This is a genomic window from Luteimonas sp. 9C, from assembly GCF_902506295.1.
Taxonomy (GTDB): Bacteria; Pseudomonadota; Gammaproteobacteria; order Xanthomonadales; family Xanthomonadaceae; genus Luteimonas.
The window spans coordinates 1,502,095-1,522,049 of record NZ_LR733312.1 but is presented as its reverse complement, the minus strand read 5'-3'; the positions used below and the strand labels follow the sequence as shown (position 1 = coordinate 1,522,049).

The following is a 19,955-nucleotide window of genomic DNA, read 5'->3' as shown; positions in this document are numbered from 1 at the left end:
TTAGAATGCGCGCTGTCCCCACGCCGAGTTCCGCGCATGTCCTGCCGCACCCGATTCGCCCCCAGTCCCACCGGCTACCTGCACATCGGCGGCGCGCGCACGGCGCTGTACTGCTGGCTGGAGGCGCGCAGGCGCGGCGGCGAGTTCGTGCTGCGCATCGAGGACACCGACCGCGAACGCAGCACCCAGGCCGCGATCGACGCGATCCTCGAAGCGATGGAGTGGCTGGGCCTGGGTTACGACGAAGGCCCGATCTACCAGACGCATCGACTGGACCGCTACGCCGAAGTCGCCGAGCAACTGGTCGCCGACGGCAAGGCCTATTACGCCTACGAGTCGAAGGCGGAGCTCGATGCGATGCGCGAAGCGGCGATGGCCGCGGGCGAAAAGCCGCGCTACAACGGCGCGTATCGCGAGCGCAACGAACCGAAGCGTGACGATCCGAACCGCGTGATCCGCCTGAAGAATCCGCTCGACGGCAGCGTGGTCTGGGAGGACAAGGTCAAGGGCCGCATCGAGATCGCCAACAGCGAACTCGACGACCTGGTGATCTTCCGCCCCGACGGCTACGCGACCTACAACTTCGCCGTCGTCGTCGACGATCTGGACATGGGCATCACCGACGTCGTGCGCGGCGACGACCACGTCAACAACACGCCGCGGCAGATCAACATCTACCGCGCGCTCGGCGCGGAAGTGCCCGCATTCTCGCACCTGCCGATGATCCTCGACGAGCAGGGCGCCAAGCTGTCCAAGCGCACCGGCGCGGCGGACGTCATGCAGTACCGCGACGCCGGCTACCTGCCGCACGCGCTGCTGAACTACTTGGTGCGGTTGGGCTGGTCGCACGGCGACCAGGAGATCTTCTCGATCACCGAGATGCAGCAGCTGTTCGACCTCAAAGACGTCAACGCCAAGGCCGCGCGTCTCGACATGGCCAAGCTCGGCTGGCTCAACCAGCAGTATCTGAAGTCCGACGACCCGGCCGCGGTCGCCGCGCATCTGGAATGGCATCTGCGCAGCGACGGTTACGACCTGTCGGCAGGCCCCGCGCCGGCCGATGTCGTGGTCGCGCTGCGCGACCGCGTGCAGACGCTCAAGGAAATGTCCGAGCGTGCGGCGGTCTGGTACCGCCCGATCACGGCGTACGACGAGAAGGCGGTCGCCAAGCACCTGAAGGCCGAAGCCCGCGCGCCGCTGGCCGATGTCCGCGCGCGTTTCGCCGCGCTGCCGGAGTGGAACGTCGAGGCGATCGATGCGGCGTTCCGCGAGACCGTCGAGATCCTGGGTCTGGGCATGGGCAAGGTGGCGCAGCCGCTGCGGGTCGCGATCACCGGCACCCAGGTGAGTCCGGATATCGGGCATACGGTGTATCTGGCCGGGCGCGAGAATGCGCTGGCGCAGATCGATGTGGCGATCGGGATGATTCCGGAAGGGGATGCGGGCTGAGGCTGCGTTGTTCTGGATTTTGTTTCGCGCGTTGCTCTGCTTTTCAAGAGACTTGAAGTTGCGGCGCTGCTTAGAGACCCGTAGGGCGCCGACCATGGATGGGCGGCGTTTTCCGATCGAGGCAGGATGCCGATTCGGAAAATCCTGGTACGCGTGACGCCGCGGGCTGTGGACGAGTCGGGGAGGCCGTTTTCTTTGGTTCCGTTTCTTTGACTCGCATCTTCGATGCTCGCCCCTTCGGGGCCGGCTTCGCCGTTCGCACTGCGTGCGTTGGACCAGCAAAAGAAATGAACCCGCTCGCCGCAAGGCGAGTGGAAGCTCTGGACTTCGCTTCTCGCCGAAGGCGAATCGCCAACACGCGCGGGCGTAGATCAAACGCTTTCGTCCGCTGACGCGGCCGAGTTCATTTCTTTTGGTTGACGCCAAAAGAAACGGAACCAAAGAAAAACGTCTCCCCGACACGTCCGAAGCCCGCGGCTTGTAGTGCACCGGGATTTTCCGACTCGGCATCCTGCCTCAGTCGGAAAACGCCGCACATCCATGTGCGGCGCCCTCCGGGTTAGCAAATGCTGTGTGTCGTCGTCGAGCAGCAGCGGTCAGTGAGCGTACGGATCCCTGGCGGGTCTAAAGACCAATCGCATCGCGAGTCGGACACCGGCTTGAAGCGACCACGCCGAACCTCGCGTGAAAACACGGCCACGCTTGAGTCGGTGCGCCCTCGCACCCATCATGGGCGCATGGCCAAGCACGACCACACCTGCACGGATCCACACCACCACGTCGACGATGCCGCGGGCTTCATCCGTGCGGTGGAGCACGCCTGCAGCGAGCGCGGCCTGCGGCTCACGCCGATCCGCGCGCATGTGCTCGGGTTGATTGCACAGGCAGGCCGGCCGCTGAAGGCCTATGACCTGCTCGACCAGGTGCGCGAGGGCGACGGACCCGGCGCTGCGGCGCCGCCGACGGTGTATCGCGCGCTGGATTTCCTGCTGGCCAACGGTTTCATCCACAAGCTGCAGTCGGTCAACGCATTCGTGGCCTGCCACCATCCGAGTACGGCGCAGCATTCGGTGCCGTTCCTGATCTGCGATCGCTGCCACAGCGCCGTGGAGCTGGAGGACGAGGCGGTCGTCGCCTCGCTCGACGAACGCGCCCGTGCACTGGGGTTCGTGCCGCAGGCGCAGACGCTGGAAGTGCACGGCCTGTGCGCGCAGTGCGCGGACGCTCCGGCCGACTGAGCGGATTTCCGGCGCCGTCGACGCTTCGATCGCGCGTCGGGAGCATCGGTCACCGGCTCCGCAGACGCATCCGCTTCATCCCAGGCGTTCAAGGGTTGTGATCGGCTGACCCGGCGCGACCGTGGCCGACTATCCAGCCGCGTAAAAAAAAAGCCCCGCACCGGAAACCGGGGCGGGGCGGTGACGCAGGCGTCACTGGAGAGAGCGGGGACCGGTCAGTGCGTGCCGGCGGGGAGACGCATCAGAAATAGACGCGAATGCCGCCGGCGACGGTGCGGCCGGGCAGCGGCGCGAAATCGCGCAGCAGCGAGGTGTGCGGGCGGGCTTCCTGGTCGGTCAGGTTGCGACCGTCGAGGAACAGCTCCCACTGGGTGCCGTCGGCTTCACCGACGCGCCAGGCGACACCGGCATTGACCAGCGTGTAGCCCGGGCTCGGTGCTTCGAGCGCCGCCACGCGGTCCTGCTTCTGGTAGCGCACCGCGCCGATGTTGGCGCGCCAGCCACCAAGGCTCCAGTTGAGGTCCGCGCCGATGCGTGAGGGCGCGATACGCGGCAGATTGCCGCCCAGCGCGATCTCGGTTTCGTAGTTGTGCGCATGGTCGCCGTGCGGCACCGCGAACTGCACCGTGCGGGTGCCGCTGCCGTCGAGTTCCGCGCGCACGACATCGCCGAACACGCGCAGATCGAAATCACCGGCATCCGATTCGACCAGATGGAACTTCGCCTCGGCCTCCGCGCCGCGGAACGTCGCATCGCCCTGCGTCCACAGCCGCACGGGCAGATCGTCCTCGACCACGCCGGTGTCGGCGAGGTAGGTGAAGCGCTTGAACTGGGTCTGGTAGACGGCCGCCTTGAACTCGACGCGGTCGGTGTGCGCGTGCACGCCGACTTCCAGACGCTGGCCGCGTTCGGTGTCGAGGTCCGCGTCGCCGATTTCGATCGAGCGCGTCGCGATGTGCGGACCGGCGGCGAACAGTTCCTCGTTCGTCGGCGCGCGGCCGGAAATGTCGGCACCGAAGCGCAGGTCGAACACGTCCGTCAGGTGCCAGATCGCCGCCCCGGACAGGCTGCTGGCGTCAAACTTGCGCGACTCACCGTCCGCCGGATCGATCTCGACGCGCTCGTGGCGGCCGCCGAACTCGAGCTTCACCGGTCCGAATTCCTTCTCCTGCACGACGAACAGGCCGAGGGTGTCGGTCACGCTCGGCGGCACGAAGGCCTCTTCGCCGACCGCACTGAAATCGACGTGGCCGATCTGCAGGCCGAACGCGCCGTTCCAGCCGTTGAAGGGGTTCTGCACCGCCTCGATGCGGGCCTCGGTGCCCTTGTTGGTGAACCGGGTGCCGATCTCGTCGCCTTCGAGTTCGACGTGCTCGTAGTCGTTGTAGGCCGCACGCACGTTCAACGCGCTGAGGAACGGCAGCGGATCGTAGATGCCGCCTTTCAGGTCGAGCCGGTTCTGCACCAGATCGATGCGGACCGAGCCGTGCTCATGCGCGTCTTCGGCATGGTCGTGATCGTGGTCATGGTCGTCATCGTGATCGTGATCGTGGCCGCCTTCTTCTTCCTCGTGCGAATGCGCGCCGTCGGGCAGGCCGTAGTTGGTGCGGTAGGTGCTCAGCGCGACACCGAGATGGCCGCGTTCGCCGAAGTATGTGGCGCCGACGGCGCCGGCGCGGGTGCGGATCGAACTGTTGGGCAGCACGCCGAAGGCGTTCTCTTCGTCCGCATGTGCTTCGTCGTGGTCGTGGTCAGGGTTGTGGTCATGGTCTTCGGGCGCCAGGGCGAAGCCGGGAATGTCGAAGTCGCCGGTATTGCGGATCACGCCATCGACGTGCAGCACCAGGTTCTCGCCGCTGACGCCGTCGAGGCGGAACATGCCGCTGCGCTCGTCGTTGCCGCTGCCGGCGCGCAGTTCCGCGCGACCGCTGATCGGGCGGTCCGGCACTTCGCGCGCGATGCGGCCGTCGACCACGTTGACCGCGCCACCGATTGCGCCACTGCCGTAGAGCAGGTTGGCCGGACCCTTGAGCACCTCGATCTGGTCGGCGAGGAAGGGCTCGATGCTGACCGCGTGGTCGGCGCTGACCGTGGAGGCGTCCATGCTGCCGATGCCGCCCGAGAGCACCTGCACGCGGGGGCCTTCTTGGCCGCGGATGATCGGGCGGCCGACACCGGTGCCGAAGAACCCGCTCTGCACGCCCGGCAATGACGACACGGTGTCGCCGAGCGTGCCGGCCTTGCGGTCTTCCAGCGCGTCGCCATACAGCACCTCCACCGGGTGCGCGAGATCCTCGGCGTCGCCACCGAGCGGCGTCGCGGTGACCTGGACGCGGTCGAGCGTGGTCGGATGCGCATGGGTCTGGCTGGTCGACTGGGCGAACGCGGCGGTCGGCAGCAGCAGGGCGACGGCGATGGCGAGACGGGTCGGGGCGGGGGCGGAACGGCAGCTTCTGGTCATTGCGGATGCAGTACACTGGTGGGCGAAGAGGGAATGTTATAATGTTACGCAAATCCCCGCACCCCCCAAAAGACATGGCTGCACACGATTCCACCCTGCAACGCGCAGACCGCGTCGGTTTCGCCGCGTCGTTCCTGTGCGCGGTCCACTGCGCGCTGTTGCCGGTTGCGCTGGCGCTGCTGCCGGCGTTCGGGCTGAACATCGGCGGCTGGGTCGACATCGACCAGGCCTTCGTCGTGTTCGCCACCCTGTTGGGCGCGACCACGCTGACCCTGGGCTGGCGCCGCCATCGCGCGTTCCGCGCCTGGGCCCTGCTGGTGCCCGGTCTCGCGCTGGTCTGGGCCGGCTCGTTCACCCATCTGCACGATCACACCGTGACCCATGCCGTGGTGATGAGCATCGGCGGCCTGCTGCTGGCCGGCGCGCATCTGCTGAACCTGCGCCTGACCCACGCCAGCGCGGGGCGCTGAGCGCCTTCCGACTTCGGGCCGCGTGCTAGAATCCGCGGTCCTGTGCGCCCTGGCGGCGCACATCGCGCCAGACGAATTCAACACGCAGCACTCCAGGAGCACAGTAATGGGTAAGGGCGACCGCAAGACCCTCAAGGGCAAGCGTTACAACTCGAGCTACGGCAACAGCCGCTCGAAGGGCCTCGTCAAGGCCACCGGCACCGCGACCGCACCGGTCGTGAAGAAGGCCGCCGGCAGCAAGACCGTTGCCAAGGCACCGGCGAAGAAGGCCGTCGCGAAGAAGGCCTGAGTTCCAGGCCCCGCCGCGCGTCGAAAGCCCCGCCTGTGCGGGGCTTTCGCGTTTCGGGGCGTCCGCTGCGCTCAGGCCAGACGATTGCCGCCCGCGAACGACATCGCCAGCAGGGGACCGCCGAGCCAGTAGACGAGCTCGGCCGGCTGCGCGAGCTGCCAGCAGGCGAAATCAGCGCGCTGGCCCACCACCAAACGTCCGCGATCGGCCAGGCCGAGCGCACGCGCCGCGTGCACGGTCGCGCCGCGCAGCGCCTCTTCCGGCGTCAAGCGGAAATGTGTGCACGACAGCTGCATCGCCTGACGCAGCGACAGCAGCGGGGACGTGCCCGGATTGCAATCCGTCGCGACCGCCATCGGCACGCCGGCGCTGCGGAACGACTCGAGCGGCGGCAGTGTGGTTTCGCGCAGCACGTGGAATGCGCCCGGCAGCAGTACGGCGACGGTGCCGGCCGCGGCCATCGCGGCTACGCCGGCGGGCGAGGTGTGTTCGACGTGATCGGCCGACAGGCCACCGAACTCCGCCACCAGCGCGGCGCCTGCGCCATCGCTGAGCTGGTCGGCGTGCAGCTTCACCGGCAGGCCGAGCGCGTTGGCCACCTCGAACACGCGGCGCGTCTGGTCCACGCTGAAGGCGATGCGCTCGGCGAACGCATCGACGGCGTCCACCAGGCCTTCCGCGTGCAGGCGCGGCAGCCAGTCGCAGACGGCGTCGATGTAGGCATCGCTGCGGCCCGCGAACTCCGGCGGCAACGCGTGCGCGCCCAGAAAGGTCGTGCGCACGGTGATGCCCAGCACCGAGCCGATACGCCGCGCGACGCGCAGCATCTTGCGCTCGTTGTCGAAGTCGAGGCCGTAGCCGGATTTGATCTCCAGCGTCGTCACGCCATCGGCGACCAGTGCGCGCGCGCGCGGCAACGACTGCGCGAGCAACGTGTCCTCCTCGGCCTCGCGCACCGCGCGCACCGTCGAAACGATGCCGCCACCGGCACGCGCGATCTCCTCGTAACTCGCGCCCTGCAGGCGCTGCTCGAATTCGGCGGCGCGGTTGCCCGCGAATACCGCGTGCGTGTGGCAGTCGATCAAGCCGGGCGTGACCAGCCCATCGGTTTCGACGACGAGATCGGCGTTGGCTTCCGCGTCGGCCGGCAGTCCGGTGCGCGGACCGGCGTAGACGATCACGCCATCGCGCCAGGCGAGTGCACCGTCGTCGGTAAGGCCGTAGCCCGCGTCGTCGGCCAGCGTCGCGAGCGTCGCGCCCAGCAGCAGGCCGTCCCAGGATTCAATCGCCACCGCCGCCTCCATCACCGCCACCGTCCGAGCCCCAATCACCGGCGTCATGGCGTCCGTGTTTCGACCCGGCCTCGACCAGGACGCCATCGCCGCCGGACGACGCATCGGACTGCCGTTTGCGGCTCGAGGACACGCCGGCGAACACCGCCACCAGGCCGCCGGTAACGGCGACCAGTGCGCACAGCAGGGCGATCGAAGTTGGACGCATCGCATGTTCCCGGGCGGAAGACCAGCTAGCCTACCGCACACGTTTTCGAGGAGCCGGCCCGATGCACGATGTCCCCGCGATCCATGCCGAGCGCACGTCCGCAGGCTGGCGCCTGCCCGGTATCGCGAACCTGCACTCGCATGCGTTTCAGCGGGCGATGGCCGGCCTGGCCGAAGTGCAGACCGATCCGGCCGATTCGTTCTGGACCTGGCGCGAGACCATGTACCGCATGGCCGGTCGCTTCGATCCCGACACCCTGCGCGCGGTCGCCACGCAGCTCTACGTCGAGATGCTCGAAGCGGGCTACACGACGGTCTGCGAATTCCATTACGTCCACCACGCACCGGACGGTGCGCCCTACGCGCCCGCGAGCGCGATGGCCGATGCGCTGATCGACGCCGCGCGCATCACCGGCATCCGGCTGACGCTGCTGCCGGTGCTGTACATGACCGGCGGGTTCGACGGGCGGCCGCTCGGCGAACGCCAGCGCCGCTTCGGCCACGACGTGGACGGCTACCTGCGGCTGTTCGCCGATCTGCACGCGCGCCGGGACGACACGCTGCGCGTCGGCTGCGCGCTGCACAGCCTGCGCGCCGTGCCGGTCGATGCGATGCACGCAGTGCTGGACGGCCTGCCGGACGATGCACGGCTCCACATCCACATCGCCGAGCAGGTGCCCGAGGTCGACGAATGTCTCGCGGTGCGTGGTGGGCGCCCGGTCGCGTGGCTGCTCGACAACGCACCGGTCGACGCGCGCTGGACGCTGGTGCACGCGACCCATCTCGACGCGGCCGAAGTCGCCGGCATCGCGCGCAGCGGCGCGACCGTCGCGCTGTGTCCGACGACGGAAGCCAATCTCGGCGACGGCCTGTTCCCCTTGCGCGAGTACCTCGATGCCGGCGGCGCCTGGGGCATCGGGTCGGATTCGCACATTTCGGTCTCGCCGGTCGAGGAGCTGCGCTGGCTGGAATACGGCCAGCGCCTCGTCACGCAGCGCCGCAACATCGCGGTCGCAGCCGCGACGCCCAGCGTCGGCGCGACGCTGTTCGCCGGCGTGCAGGCCAGTGCCGCGGCGTCGACCGGCTTCGACGCAGCTGACGATGCAGTCGTACTCGACGCCGATGCACCGCTGCTCGCCGGCGCGACGAAAGACGACGTGCTCGACCGCTGGCTGTTCGCCGGCAACCGGCCCCTGGCGCGCGAGGTCCACGTGGCCGGGCGGACGGTCGTTACCGGGGGGCGTCATGCACTGCATGCAGACGCCGCGCGCGGCTACGCGCACGCAATGCGGGCGGTGCTGGCCGACTGATCGAATGGGCGCGACACGGCAGGTTCGCCGCGCCGCCGGCGCGCCAGCGCGGCGTTCATCCGCCGGATCGGGTGGTTCGTCGCACGCCCGTGCACAGGTCGCGTTGCCGTTGCAGCATCACGATCCTACTCATGGACAGGAGATCCGCATGTGGCCCAACGCTTTGACCCTCGCCGCGATGCTCGCCGTCAGTAGCGGCGCATCCGCGATGACCGATGGCGAACTCGCTGGCATCGTCGATCAGCGGCTCATGGAAGACCGCACCGGCGCGTGCCTCGCGGTCGCCGTCGTCGATGGCGACACCGTGGCGCGGACGTATCGCTGCGCCGACGGCACGGCCAACCCGCGTATCGGCGCCGACAGTGCATTCGAGATCGGCTCGGTCAGCAAGACGATGACCGCCGCGTTGCTTGCGCAGCTGATCACCGAGGGCCAGGCGTCTCTCGACGACCCGCTGTCGGCCTGGCTGCCTGCAGGGACCGCGGTGCCGACATTCGAAGGCCAGCCGATCCTGCTGCGCCACGTGGTCACCCACACGTCCGGCCTGCCCGCATTGCCGACGCGGATGCCGATTACCGATCCCGCCGATCCCTATGCGGCGCTGACGCCGGAGGCGCTGCTCGCCTCGCTGGCCGATGTCACCCTGACGCGCGCGCCGGGTGCGCAGTTCGAGTACTCCAATTTCGCGTCGATGCTGCTGTCGTATGCCGTCGCGCAGCGCGCCGGCCAGCCGTTCGAGTCGCTGATCGATGCGCAGCTGTTCGCGCCGCTCGGCATGGACCACGCCTATATCGCGCAGCGCCCCGATGGCGTGCGTGCGGCGGCGGGGCACCTGCCCAACGGCAACGAGACCCCGGCCTGGACGATTCCCGGGGACATGGCCGGCGTCGGCGGCGTGCGTGCCACGCTCGACGACATGGTCCGCTACGTCCAGGCGCAGCTCGGCCAGGCGGAGGGCGCGACGGCCGCGCCGGTACTCGCCGCGTTGCAGCGCACCCAGCAACCGGTGTCGCAACAGCCACCGATGGCGATGCACTGGATGATCGCGCCGCTGGCCGGTCGCGAGGTGCTGATGCACGAGGGCGGCACCGGCGGCTTCTCGTCGCTGGTCGGGTTCGATCCTGCGCACGAGCGCGGGGTCGTGATCCTCTCGGACACGGCGCTGACCGCGCTCGGCGGTCTCGGCAGTCTGGGCGCGCATCTGCTCGATCCATCAGTGCCGGTCGGCAAGCCGCGCAAGCTGGCGACACCGCCGTCGGCACTCGTCGACGGACTGGTGGGTACCTGGCGGCTCGGCGCCGGCATGCAGGTCGAGTTGGCGCGCAGGGGCGACGCGCTGACGATCCATCCCGCCGGCCAGCCGATCTTCGAACTGGGCTACGACGATGCAGGGGATTTCTTTCCGGTGCAGTTCGACGCCCTGCTGTCGCCGAAGCGCGCGGCGGATGGCAGCTACAGCTTCGTCTGGCACCAGGGCGGCGGCGCGATGGCGGCGACACGTGCGACCGATACCCGGCCAACGGCAGCGCAGGCGACCGACGTGCCGCTCGCCGACTACGCTGGCGACTACACGCTGATGCCGGACTTCGTGCTCAGGGTCGACAGCGCCGACGGCCGGCTCCGCGCGCAGGCGACCGGACAGGGCGCGCTTCCGCTCGACGCCACCGGCACCGACCGCTTCGCCGCGCCGGCCTTCGGCATCGAGCTGCACTTCCAGCGCGACGCGGACGACACGGTGACATCGCTCGAGCTGCATCAGGGCGGTCAGATCATGCGCGGCGAACGTGACTGAGGGCATGTCGATGCGCATTGACGCCGTGCCGCTTCGCCAGCCGCTGCCCGACGATGTCGCGATCGGCGGCGGTTTCCTGTGGACCCGCTACCGCCGCTATCCGGTCTTCAGCGCGCCCTGGCTCGTCGGCCGCACGCTGCTGTTCTGCAGCGTCATCTTGGGTTTCTCGCTGTTGACACTGCTGGGTGCGTTGATCGGCCCGGTGACTGCGGTCGGTGCATTGACCGCGTCGGCCTACATGTTCGCCGCGTTCGTGCTGATGACGACCGCCGGTCCGTTGCTGGCGACCTGCGTGCGGCATCTGCGTCTGCCGTTGCGGCGCGAACGGACCTTCGTGGTGCTTTCGCTGTGCGTCGGGATCGCGTTGTCCTACTTCGCCGACCGGTGGGCGAGTACGCGGATCGACGCGTTCATGGTGGCCGAGATGGGCAAGGCGCCTTATGACCTCGAGGCAGTCCGCGCGCAGTACGCGTCCGGCGCCGCGCGTTCCGGCGCGGTCGCGCTCCAGGTGTTGACCGTCGTCTGCATCTACGGTCTGGTGGGCGGTGGCGCGGCGCTGCGCGCCTACTTCAGCGAGCAACGGCGCCTGGCCGAGAGCCGGCACCGGATCGAACTCGCGACGATGCAGGCGCACAAGCGCGAATCCGATCTGCGGCTCGGTGCATTGCAGGCGCAGGTCGAGCCGCACTTCCTGTTCAACACGCTGGCCTCGGTCCGCGCGCTGGTACGGCAGGACGCGGCGCGCGCCGAGGCGACGCTCGACGCATTGGTCGATTACCTGCGCGCGACAATTCCGCGTCTGCGCGACGGCGAAGTGGCGCTGCGCTCCACGCTCGGCGAACAACTGGATCTGTGCACGCACTATCTCGAGCTGATGCGGCTGCGTACGGCAGACCGGCTGCGGTACACCGTCGAAGTCGACGACGGACTGCGCGCGGTGCCGTATCCGCCACTGCTGCTGATCACGCTGGTCGAGAACGCGGTCAAGCACGGAATCGAGCCCAAACCCGGCGCCGGCCACATCGCGATCCGCGCATGGCGCGCCGATGCGTCGCTGCATGTCCGCGTGAGCGACGATGGCGCCGGCCTGCAGCCGGGTGTCGGCGGCGGCATGGGGCTGGCGAACGTCCGCGATCAGCTGGCGACACGGTTCGGTCCGCGCGCGTCACTGCGCCTGACCGGCGCGGCAGGCGGTGGCGCCCAGGCCGAAATCCGCACGCCGCTGGATGAGTCCGCATGAGCGCTGCACCGGTCACCGCATTGATCGCCGAGGATGAGGCACCGCAGCGGGCGGCCCTGCTGGACATGCTCGAAACCGCATGGCCGGCGCTGGAGATCATCGCCGCCTGCGAGGATGGCATCACGGCGCTGCAGGCCGCAGCCGAACACCGCCCGCGCGTCGCGTTCCTCGACATCCGCATGCCCGGCGTCGGTGGACTCGATGTCGCGCGTGCCGTCATCGCCGGTGGCGGTCTGGTGGTGTTCACGACGGCTTATGACGAGTACGCGATCCGCGCGTTCGAGGCGGGCGCCGTCGACTACCTGCTCAAGCCGGTGACCGAAGCGCGGCTGCACGTTGCCATCGAGCGCCTGCAGGCACGCCTCGCGCAGCCGGTGGCGGAAGACCTGCAAGCGCTGGTCGACGGTCTCGAAGCGCGGCTGCGCCCGGCCGGCGAGCGCCAGATCCGCTGGATCAGTGCCAGCATCGGTGACCACGTGCGCATGATCGGCATCGACGAGGTGCTGTTCTTCCAGGCGCAGGACAAATACGTGCGTGTGGTCACCGCGGACGGCGAGGCGCTGATCCGCACGCCGGTGAAGGACCTGCTGGCGGGGCTCGATCCGGACGTGTTCTGGCAGGTGCATCGCGGCACCGTGGTGCGCGTCTCGACGATCGACCGCGTGCGCCGCGACGAGCTGGGCAAGGCGCGCATCGAACTGCGCGGACATCGGGAGTCGCTGCCGGTCAGCGCCGCGTTCGTGCACCGGTTCCGCGGAATGTAGAGGCGGATGCCGCGCGTGTATCCCGGCAGACTGCGTTACAGCAGGCGCGCACCACGCGGCCAGGCGCCTTCGAGCGTCAGCAGGAATTCCTTGGTCGGCAGGCCGCCCCCGAAGCCGGTGAGTGCGCCGCTGGCACCGATGACGCGGTGGCAGGGCACGACGATCGACAGCGGATTGCGGCCGTTCGCGGCGCCGACCGCGCGGCTCGCGCTGGGCTTGTCCACCATGCGCGCGAGTTCGACGTAGCTGGCGGTCGCGCCGTAGGGAATGCGCGTCAGCGCTGACCACACCTGCTGCTGGAACGGCGTGCCGCGGGCGGCGAACGGCAGGTCGAAAGCCCGTCGCGTGCCGGCGAAATAGTCATCCAGTTGCTGCGCGGTGGCATCGAGCACCGGATGTGCGCCCTCGCGCCAATCATCACCGCGGGGCACCGGATGCCGGTGCTCGGCGAACTCCACCGCGTGCAGGCCGGCGTCGGATGCGGCGAGAAACAGCGGGCCGACCGGGCTGTCGATGGTGCGGGTCAACACGTGGGCGGTGGTCGGGCTCATGGCGATGGACTCCGTGTGGAACGGGCGCGCGTGCGCGTCGGTGTGGCGGCGCGCGCCGGCGTGGCTGCAGATGCGTCGCGCCACAGATGGAAGACCGCGTAGCCGCGCCACGGGCGCCAGGCCTTCGCGTGCGCGCGCAGTGCGTTCGCCGTCATGCGCGTGCCGTCGGTCGGCAGCAGCTTCTGCAGCACCAGATCCTCGGCGGGAAACGCGTCGGGGTGGCCGAGCGCGCGCAGCGCGATGTACTGCGCGGTCCACGGGCCGATGCCCGGCAGGGCGACCCAGCGTTCGACGAAGTCGTCGAGCGTGCGGGCGCGATCGAAATCCACGCGGCCGTCGAGCACGGCGGCGGCGATGCCGCGGATCGTCGCGATGCGACTGCCGATCAGGCCGAGGCCGTCGAAGTCGGCATCGACGAGCACCTCCGGCGTGGGAAACAGATGCGCGAATCCCTGCGCGGTGAACGCCTCCGGCAGCGGCGCGCCGAAGCGTTGCGAGAGCCGCGCGGTCAGGGTGCGCGCGGCGGCGACGCTGACCTGCTGGCCGATGACCGCGCGCACCGCGATCTCGAACCCGTCCCAGCCGCTGGGCAGGCGCAGGCCCGGCCGCGCCCGCAGCAGGGGCGCCAGTCGCGCGTCGTGGCCGAGATGCGCGGCAATCGCGTGTGGATCCGCGTCGAGATCGAACATCCGTCGCACGCGCTGCACGGTGTCCTGCAGGTGCGACGGCGCGCACCCGTGCAGTTCCAGGCGCAGCGCATCCGGCGCGGGCTCGCCACGCCTGCCAGGCCACGCGCGCACCCGCAGCCAGCCGGGTGCTTCCGCAGTGCCGATCACGCGGGTGTAGGCGACCTCGTCGACGACCTCGATGCCCGGCAACGCGCGCCCGCGCAGGAAATCCAGCATCGCCGGCAGGTCGTAAGGCGGGCGATAGGCGAGGCGCAGTGTCAGTGCGTCGCCGGTGGATTCGGGCGGCGCCTTGCGCAGGTCGCGCGGCGGCGTGCGGTACGCATCCTGGAACACCGCATTGAAACGCCGCACGCTGTTGAAACCGGCGGCGAGCGCGACCTCGGTGATCGGCAGCGCGGTCTCGGTCAGCAGCTGCTTGGCGAACAGCAGACGCCGCGTGCCGTGCACCCCCACCGGCGCCGCGCCCAGGCGCTCGACGAACAACCGCCGCAGCTGGCGTTCTCCGATGTGCAGCCGCTCGGCGAGCGATGCCAGCGGCGCTTCGTTCAACGCGCCCTGGTCGATCAAGGCCAATGCACGCGCCACGAGATCGTCGCCGCGATGCCAGTGGCCATCCGATGGCGACAGCTCCGGCCGGCATCGCAGGCAGGGGCGAAAACCTGCGACTTCCGCTGTGGCGGCGTTCGGGTAGTAGACGACGTTGACGGCCTTCGGCGCGGGCGCCGGGCACACCGGCCGGCAGTAGATGCCGGTCGTGCGCACCGCGGTGAAGAACAGCCCGTCGAAACGCGCGTCGCGACTCAGGCGCGCCTGTTCGCAGATGTCGGAAGCGGGCAGGGGCGGGGACATGCGCTGCAGGCTAGCACCGGGCGCGGGTCGTGACTGGCCGGATTCGGACATGGATGCTGTGGGGTGTGGCGCGTGAGTCTGCCCTCACCCCAATCCCTCTCCCAAGCGGAGAGGGGCTTTAAGCGCGCCGCGATGGATCAATGATCTACGGGCAGCTGCGGATGCGTAGCGCCGCAGCCAACCGAGCCCCTCTCCCACTGGGAGAGGGGTTGGGGTGAGGGCAGACGCGCGCATCGAACCCGGAAGCCCCGATCACTCACGGCCCGACATGCAGCGGCACCCTCACCGACCCGAACCAGCGCACTCAATCCCGCTTACCGCACCCCATCCCGCAACGCCGGCACCAGCGTGTCCGCATTGCCGTCGTTCCGGGCCGGCGTCACCCCGATCAGCCGCGCGAGCATCGGATACAGATCGACATTGTCGAAGCCTTCCAGCGTGACGCCGCTGCGGAACGCCGGTCCGTTCGCGATGAACACCGCGCGCATCTCCGGCAGGGCGGGGTCGTAGCCGTGGGAGCCGCGGGCGTGCGCGGGGCGTCGGGCCAGCGCATCGCGTGGCACGGCGTCCCAGCCCAGGTGCATCTGGCAGACGATCGGCGGCACGCGCGGGTGGGTGCCGAACTTCCAGCGTGCCGGCAGTTCACCCTTGCGCCAGCAGTCGTATTGCGCGTGCGCGCCCAGCAGCTTGCGGGCCACCTGCGCCTCGAAGCCGGCGTTGGGCACGATGCCGATCACCTGGCCGGTCGAGGTCACGCGCGCTTCTTCCAGCGTCACCATGTCCTCGACCGCGATCGCCTGGCCCGGCGGCACCTCGGCCATGCCGTGGTCGGAGACGACGACTAGGTTCACCCGGTCCTGCAGCCCGTGCGTGCGCAGGCCCGCGACCAGACGCCCGACCGCCGCATCCACGGCCTGCAGCGCCGCATGCAGTTGCGGCGAGTCCGGACCGTAGTGATGGCCGGCCGAGTCGGTGTGTTCGAGATACAGCGTGGCGAACGCGGGGCGCGTGGCATCGGGTTCGGACAGCCAGCCGAGCACCGTGTCCACGCGCGTGTCGAGCGGGCGGGTCTCGTCGAAGGGATACCAGCGCGTCGGACGCACGCCGTGCACAGGCGCTTCGCTGCCCGGCCACGACAGCGTCGCCGTGCGCAGGCCTGCGTCTTCTGCCGTCACCCACAGCGGTTCGCCGTCGCCGTACCAGGCGGCGTTGCCTACCGCTTCGCGGTCCGACAGGCGGAAATCGCCGAGCGTCGCGTCCACCATCGAGTTGTGGATCAGGCCGTGGTGATCGGGGCGCAGGCCGGTGACCAGCGTGTAGTGGTTCGGGAACGTCAGCGAGGGATACGAGGGCCGCATCCAGGCCTGTACGCCGCCGCGTGCCAGCGCATCGAGGTGCGGGGTCTCGCCGCGACCCAGATAGTCGGGGCGCAGACCGTCCAGCGACACCAGCAGCAAGGTCGGACGTGCATCGGCCACCGGCGCAGAGGCCTGGACGGTGTCGGAAGAAGCAGCGGTTTCGACCGTGGTGCAGGCGGTCAACAGCAACAGCGGGAGCAGGGCGCAGGCGCGCGGATAGATCATTCGAGGCATGCGTACAGGATACTGGCGACACATGACGCCTCGCAGTCAGCCGCATGAAGCACGGCACAACGGCACGGGCACGCCGGCTGAACATTCATCACCCGCAGACCCCGCGGCGGTGCATCGCGCGTATCGTGGGCGCACTGTCGAACTGCACCGGGAGGTGCGACATGAAGCATGCATGGTGGACGGCGGCGATCTTCGCCGGCCTCGCGTTCGGTGCGGTCTCGCAGGTCGCGCACGCGCAGCAGCAGGAAGAAGAGGAAGAGGAATCCGTACGCGACCGAGGCCAGCGGGCCAGCGCCGCGGACCGCTTCTGCATCCGCGAAACCGGCTCGCGCATCACGGCCGCCCGCAACGCGCGCTCCAAGCGCGCCGAGCAGGAATGCACCACCGGGGGTGGCCGCGTCTACACGCGCGAGGACATCGACCGCACCGGCTCGGCCGACGTCAAGGATGCGCTGCGCAGGCTGGATCCTTCGATCAACTGAGATGCGCGCACGCGCGACGCAGAACGCCCGGCTCCGGCCGGGCGTTTTCGTATCTGCGGTGCCCGCTTGGACTCAGCAGGCGTCGCTGCGTCCGGTCGTCCACAGCAGGCCGCGCAACAGCTGCGCGCGGAACACCGGATCGGCATACAGCGCCGCGTCGTGGCCCAGCCCCGTGTACCAGGCGCGGCCACCGGCGTTCGTGTGGCACCAGGCGATCGGATGGTCGTCGCCCATGCCGCCATCGGGATGCGACGCCGGATCGATCGACGCGATCACGCGTACAAAAGGGCGCGGATTGCGCCGGTAGTCGTAGATCTCGTCGGTGACGTGCCAGTCCTGCAGCCCATCCGGCCCGGCGCCGTCTTCGAACACCACGCGCACCGACTGCAGCCCTTCGGGATGCCGCGCGAACCACGCGCCGACCAGATCGCCGTACCACGGCCAGGTGTAGCCGCTGTCGGCCGCGGCATGCACGCCCATGAAACCACCGCCACCCGCGACGTAGCGCTCGAACGCCGCCTGCTGCGCCGGGTCCAGCACCTCGCGCGTGGTGTGGGCGAAGACCACGGCGCGATAGCCGGCGAGCGTCGCATCGTCGAAGCGGGTCGGGTCCTCGGTGGTCTCAAGCGTCAGACCATGCGCGCTGCCGAGCGCGCGCAGCGTATCGACCGTCACCGGGATCGAATCGTGGCGGAAGCCGGCCGTGCGCGTGAACACCAGCACGCGCGCCGGCGCGTCGTCGGCAACGGACGTCGCCTGCGGCGGCGTTGATGTGGACGTGCATGCGCCGAGCGCGGCGGACAGGACGAGGGCGAGCAGGCAGGCGGTACGTTTCATGCGCGGCAGCTTAGCCGCCGGGACCGGTCCCGCTCACGCCGCGGCGCGTCAGGCTGCCGTGCGGCGCGGTGCGATAATCCCCGCATCGTCATTGCAGGAATGCGCCGCCATGTCCGACACCGCTTCGCGCCACGATCCCTCGCGCGTCATCCGCGCGCCGCGCGGCAATGCACTCAGCTGCCGCTCCTGGCTCACCGAAGCGCCGCTGCGCATGCTGATGAACAACCTCGACCCCGAGGTGGCCGAGCGCCCGGAAGACCTCGTCGTCTACGGCGGAATCGGCCGCGCCGCGCGCGACTGGGCATGCTTTGATGCCATCGTCGAATCGCTGAAGACCCTCGGCGACGACGAGACGCTGCTGGTGCAGTCCGGCAGGCCGGTGGGCGTGTTCCGCACGCACGCCGATGCGCCGCGCGTGCTGATCGCCAACTCCAACCTCGTGCCGCACTGGGCCACGTGGGAGCACTTCCACGAACTCGATCGCAAGGGCCTGATGATGTACGGCCAGATGACCGCCGGTTCGTGGATCTACATCGGCAGCCAGGGCATCGTGCAGGGCACGTTTGAAACCTTCGTCGAGATGGGCCGCCAGCACTACGGCGGCGATCTCACCGGCAAGTGGATTCTGACCGCCGGTCTCGGCGGCATGGGCGGCGCGCAGCCGCTGGCCGCGAGCCTCGCCGGGGCGTGCAGCCTGACCATCGAATGCCAGCAGAGCCGCATCGATTTCCGCATCAAGACCCGCTACGTCGACGAGCAGGCCACCGATCTCGACGACGCACTCGCGCGTATCGAGACATACACGCAGGCCGGCGAAGCGAAATCGATCGCGCTGCTGGGCAACGCGGCCGAGGTGCTGCCGGAGCTGGTGAAGCGCGGCGTGCGCCCGGATTGCGTGACCGACCAGACCAGCGCGCACGATCCCGTGCACGGCTATCTGCCGATCGGCTGGAGCGTCGAGCAATGGATCGCCGAGCAGACCGCCAATCCGGAGAAGGTGCGCGACGCCGCCAAACAGTCGATGCGCGTGCACGTCGAAGCGATGCTCGCCTTCCATGCCGCGGGCATTCCCACCGTGGACTACGGCAACAACATCCGGCAGATGGCGAAGGACGAGGGCTGCGCCAACGCCTTCGATTTCCCCGGGTTCGTGCCGGCCTACGTGCGCCCGCTGTTCTGCCGCGGCATCGGCCCGTTCCGCTGGGTCGCGCTGAGTGGCGATCCCGAGGACATCGCCAGGACCGACGCCAAGGTCAAGGAACTCATTCCGGATGATCCGCACCTGCACCGCTGGCTCGATATGGCCGGCGAGCGCATCGCCTTCCAGGGCCTGCCCGCGCGCATCTGCTGGGTGGGTCTGGGCCTGCGCGACAAGCTGGGCCTCGCCTTCAACGAGATGGTGCGCAATGGCGAACTCAAGGCGCCGATCGTCATCGGCCGCGACCATCTCGATTCCGGCTCCGTCGCCTCGCCGAATCGCGAAACCGAAGCCATGCAGGACGGCTCCGATGCCGTCAGCGACTGGCCGCTGCTCAACGCGATGCTCAACGTCGCCGGCGGCGCCACCTGGGTGAGCCTGCATCACGGTGGCGGCGTCGGCATGGGCTACTCGCAACACTCGGGCGTGGTCATCGTCTGCGACGGCACGGACGAGGCCGACAAGCGCATCGCCCGCGTGCTGTGGAACGACCCCGGCACCGGCGTCATGCGCCACGCCGATGCCGGTTACGACATCGCGAAGGACTGCGCGCACGGACAAGGCCTCAAGCTGCCGATGGTGCAGGCATGAACGCTGCCATCGACCGCGTGCCGCTGCGCATCGATTTCGTCTCCGACATCGTCTGCCCCTGGTGCGCCATCGGCCTGGCCGCACTCGAGCAGGCACTCGCGCGCCTGCCGGCGAACGTCGACGTCGAATTCCACGTGCGCCCCTTCGAACTCAACCCGCAGATGGTTCCCGAAGGCGAGGACATCGCCGAGCACCTGACCCGCAAGTACGGCATGTCGCCCGAACAACTGGCCGCCGCCCGCGCCAACATCAAAAGCCGCGGTGCCGACGTCGGATTCGCCTTCGGCGACCGCTTGCGCACCTGGAATACCTTCGACGCCCATCGCCTGCTGCACTGGGCCGGCATCGCAGGCCGGCAACGCGACCTCAAGCGCGCGCTGCTGCAGGCGTATCACGGTGACGGCGAGAACGTCAGCGACCACGCGACGCTGGTGCGCATCGCGGGCAGCGTGGGGCTGGACGTTGAGCGTGCCGCCGCGATCCTCGCGTCGGACGAGTACGCCGACGCCGTGCGCGCCGAAGAGCAGTTCTTCATCCGCAGCGGCATCAACAGCGTGCCGGCGGTGATCATCGACCAGCAGCATCTGATTTCGGGTGGGCAGCCGGTGGAGGTGTTCGAGCGGGCGTTGGGGGAGATTGTGGCGGGGAAGGTGG

The 19,955-nt window shown here is 69.2% G+C and carries 18 protein-coding genes; 11 read left to right on the top strand and 7 right to left on the bottom strand.

Translation table 11 applies throughout. The features are described 5' to 3' along the window. Positions 1 to 36: 36 nt before the first annotated feature. Positions 37 to 1,449 (top strand): glutamate--tRNA ligase, encoded by a 1,413-nt coding sequence (gene gltX / locus CURTO8I2_RS06880; RefSeq protein WP_159679789.1) that lies wholly within the window; start codon positions 37 to 39, stop codon positions 1,447 to 1,449. A 737-nt stretch (positions 1,450 to 2,186) separates the two neighbouring features. Beyond that, positions 2,187 to 2,687: a transcriptional repressor gene (locus tag CURTO8I2_RS06875; protein ID WP_159679788.1), complete on the top strand. Its 501-nt coding sequence runs from the start codon at positions 2,187 to 2,189 to the stop codon at positions 2,685 to 2,687. 241 nt (positions 2,688 to 2,928) lie between these two features. Here the strand turns inward: CURTO8I2_RS06875 and CURTO8I2_RS06870 are convergent, their stop codons facing one another. After that, positions 2,929 to 5,148 carry a TonB-dependent receptor gene (locus CURTO8I2_RS06870; RefSeq protein ID WP_159679786.1) on the bottom strand — a complete coding sequence of 740 codons (2,220 nt, stop codon included), beginning with the start codon at positions 5,146 to 5,148 and terminating at the stop codon, positions 2,929 to 2,931. A gap of 74 nt (positions 5,149 to 5,222) precedes the next feature. Between CURTO8I2_RS06870 and CURTO8I2_RS06865 the strand changes: the two genes are divergently transcribed. Continuing rightward, complete coding sequence (locus CURTO8I2_RS06865; RefSeq protein ID WP_159679785.1) at positions 5,223 to 5,618, top strand: MerC domain-containing protein; 396 nt, start codon at positions 5,223 to 5,225, stop codon at positions 5,616 to 5,618. A 106-nt stretch (positions 5,619 to 5,724) separates the two neighbouring features. After that, positions 5,725 to 5,907: a 30S ribosomal protein THX gene (locus tag CURTO8I2_RS06860; protein WP_159679783.1), complete on the top strand. Its 183-nt coding sequence runs from the start codon at positions 5,725 to 5,727 to the stop codon at positions 5,905 to 5,907. 71 nt (positions 5,908 to 5,978) lie between these two features. On the opposite strand, the gene hutI is transcribed toward CURTO8I2_RS06860, so the two are convergent. Both hutI and CURTO8I2_RS06850 read right to left on the bottom strand, forming a co-directional pair. Beyond that, on the bottom strand, positions 5,979 to 7,199 hold the full coding sequence (hutI, locus tag CURTO8I2_RS06855) for an imidazolonepropionase (protein WP_236551026.1): 1,221 nt from the start codon (positions 7,197 to 7,199) through the stop codon (positions 5,979 to 5,981). Beyond that, complete coding sequence (locus CURTO8I2_RS06850) at positions 7,189 to 7,407, bottom strand: hypothetical protein (RefSeq protein WP_159679782.1); 219 nt, start codon at positions 7,405 to 7,407, stop codon at positions 7,189 to 7,191. Before CURTO8I2_RS06850 ends, hutI begins: the two co-directional genes overlap by 11 nt. 61 nt (positions 7,408 to 7,468) lie before the next feature. Here CURTO8I2_RS06850 and CURTO8I2_RS06845 point away from each other — a divergent pair, with 61 nt between their 5' ends. The 4 genes from CURTO8I2_RS06845 (at position 7,469) to CURTO8I2_RS06830 (ending at position 12,512) form a co-directional block, all read left to right on the top strand. Further along, a complete protein-coding gene (locus CURTO8I2_RS06845) occupies positions 7,469 to 8,716 on the top strand; it encodes a formimidoylglutamate deiminase (RefSeq protein WP_159679780.1) in 1,248 nt (415 codons plus the stop codon). A gap of 148 nt (positions 8,717 to 8,864) precedes the next feature. Next, a complete protein-coding gene (locus CURTO8I2_RS06840; protein ID WP_159679779.1) occupies positions 8,865 to 10,508 on the top strand; it encodes a serine hydrolase in 1,644 nt (547 codons plus the stop codon). Between the two features lie 4 nt (positions 10,509 to 10,512). Further along, the gene (locus CURTO8I2_RS06835) at positions 10,513 to 11,748 is read left to right on the top strand and encodes a histidine kinase (RefSeq protein WP_159679777.1); all 1,236 of its coding nucleotides are present in this window, start codon (positions 10,513 to 10,515) and stop codon (positions 11,746 to 11,748) included. Continuing rightward, positions 11,745 to 12,512 (top strand): LytTR family DNA-binding domain-containing protein, encoded by a 768-nt coding sequence (locus tag CURTO8I2_RS06830; RefSeq protein ID WP_159679776.1) that lies wholly within the window; start codon positions 11,745 to 11,747, stop codon positions 12,510 to 12,512. Before CURTO8I2_RS06835 ends, CURTO8I2_RS06830 begins: the two co-directional genes overlap by 4 nt. Positions 12,513 to 12,547: 35 nt before the next feature. Here CURTO8I2_RS06830 and CURTO8I2_RS06825 read toward each other — a convergent pair whose 3' ends face one another. The 3 genes from CURTO8I2_RS06825 to CURTO8I2_RS06815 form a co-directional block, all read right to left on the bottom strand. Continuing rightward, entirely contained in the window at positions 12,548 to 13,063 is a 516-nt protein-coding gene (locus tag CURTO8I2_RS06825; protein WP_159679774.1) for a methylated-DNA--[protein]-cysteine S-methyltransferase, read from the bottom strand. Beyond that, entirely contained in the window at positions 13,060 to 14,601 is a 1,542-nt protein-coding gene (locus tag CURTO8I2_RS06820) for a DNA-3-methyladenine glycosylase 2 (protein WP_159679773.1), read from the bottom strand. Before CURTO8I2_RS06820 ends, CURTO8I2_RS06825 begins: the two co-directional genes overlap by 4 nt. Positions 14,602 to 14,915: 314 nt before the next feature. Beyond that, complete coding sequence (locus CURTO8I2_RS06815; RefSeq protein WP_236551025.1) at positions 14,916 to 16,193, bottom strand: ectonucleotide pyrophosphatase/phosphodiesterase; 1,278 nt, start codon at positions 16,191 to 16,193, stop codon at positions 14,916 to 14,918. Between the two features lie 161 nt (positions 16,194 to 16,354). On the opposite strand from CURTO8I2_RS06815, the gene CURTO8I2_RS06810 reads away from it, so the two are divergent. Then, entirely contained in the window at positions 16,355 to 16,675 is a 321-nt protein-coding gene (locus CURTO8I2_RS06810) for a hypothetical protein (protein ID WP_159679771.1), read from the top strand. Between the two features lie 72 nt (positions 16,676 to 16,747). On the opposite strand, the gene CURTO8I2_RS06805 is transcribed toward CURTO8I2_RS06810, so the two are convergent. Further along, complete coding sequence (locus CURTO8I2_RS06805) at positions 16,748 to 17,512, bottom strand: ThuA domain-containing protein (protein WP_159679769.1); 765 nt, start codon at positions 17,510 to 17,512, stop codon at positions 16,748 to 16,750. Positions 17,513 to 17,621: 109 nt separating this feature from the next. Here CURTO8I2_RS06805 and hutU point away from each other — a divergent pair, with 109 nt between their 5' ends. Together hutU and CURTO8I2_RS06795 are read left to right on the top strand one after the other, a co-directional pair. Then, positions 17,622 to 19,301 carry a urocanate hydratase gene (gene hutU / locus CURTO8I2_RS06800; protein WP_159679768.1) on the top strand — a complete coding sequence of 560 codons (1,680 nt, stop codon included), beginning with the start codon at positions 17,622 to 17,624 and terminating at the stop codon, positions 19,299 to 19,301. Beyond that, on the top strand, positions 19,298 to 19,955 hold a 658-nt coding region (locus CURTO8I2_RS06795), incomplete at its 3' end, for a DsbA family oxidoreductase (RefSeq protein WP_159679766.1). The genes hutU and CURTO8I2_RS06795, both read left to right, overlap by 4 nt.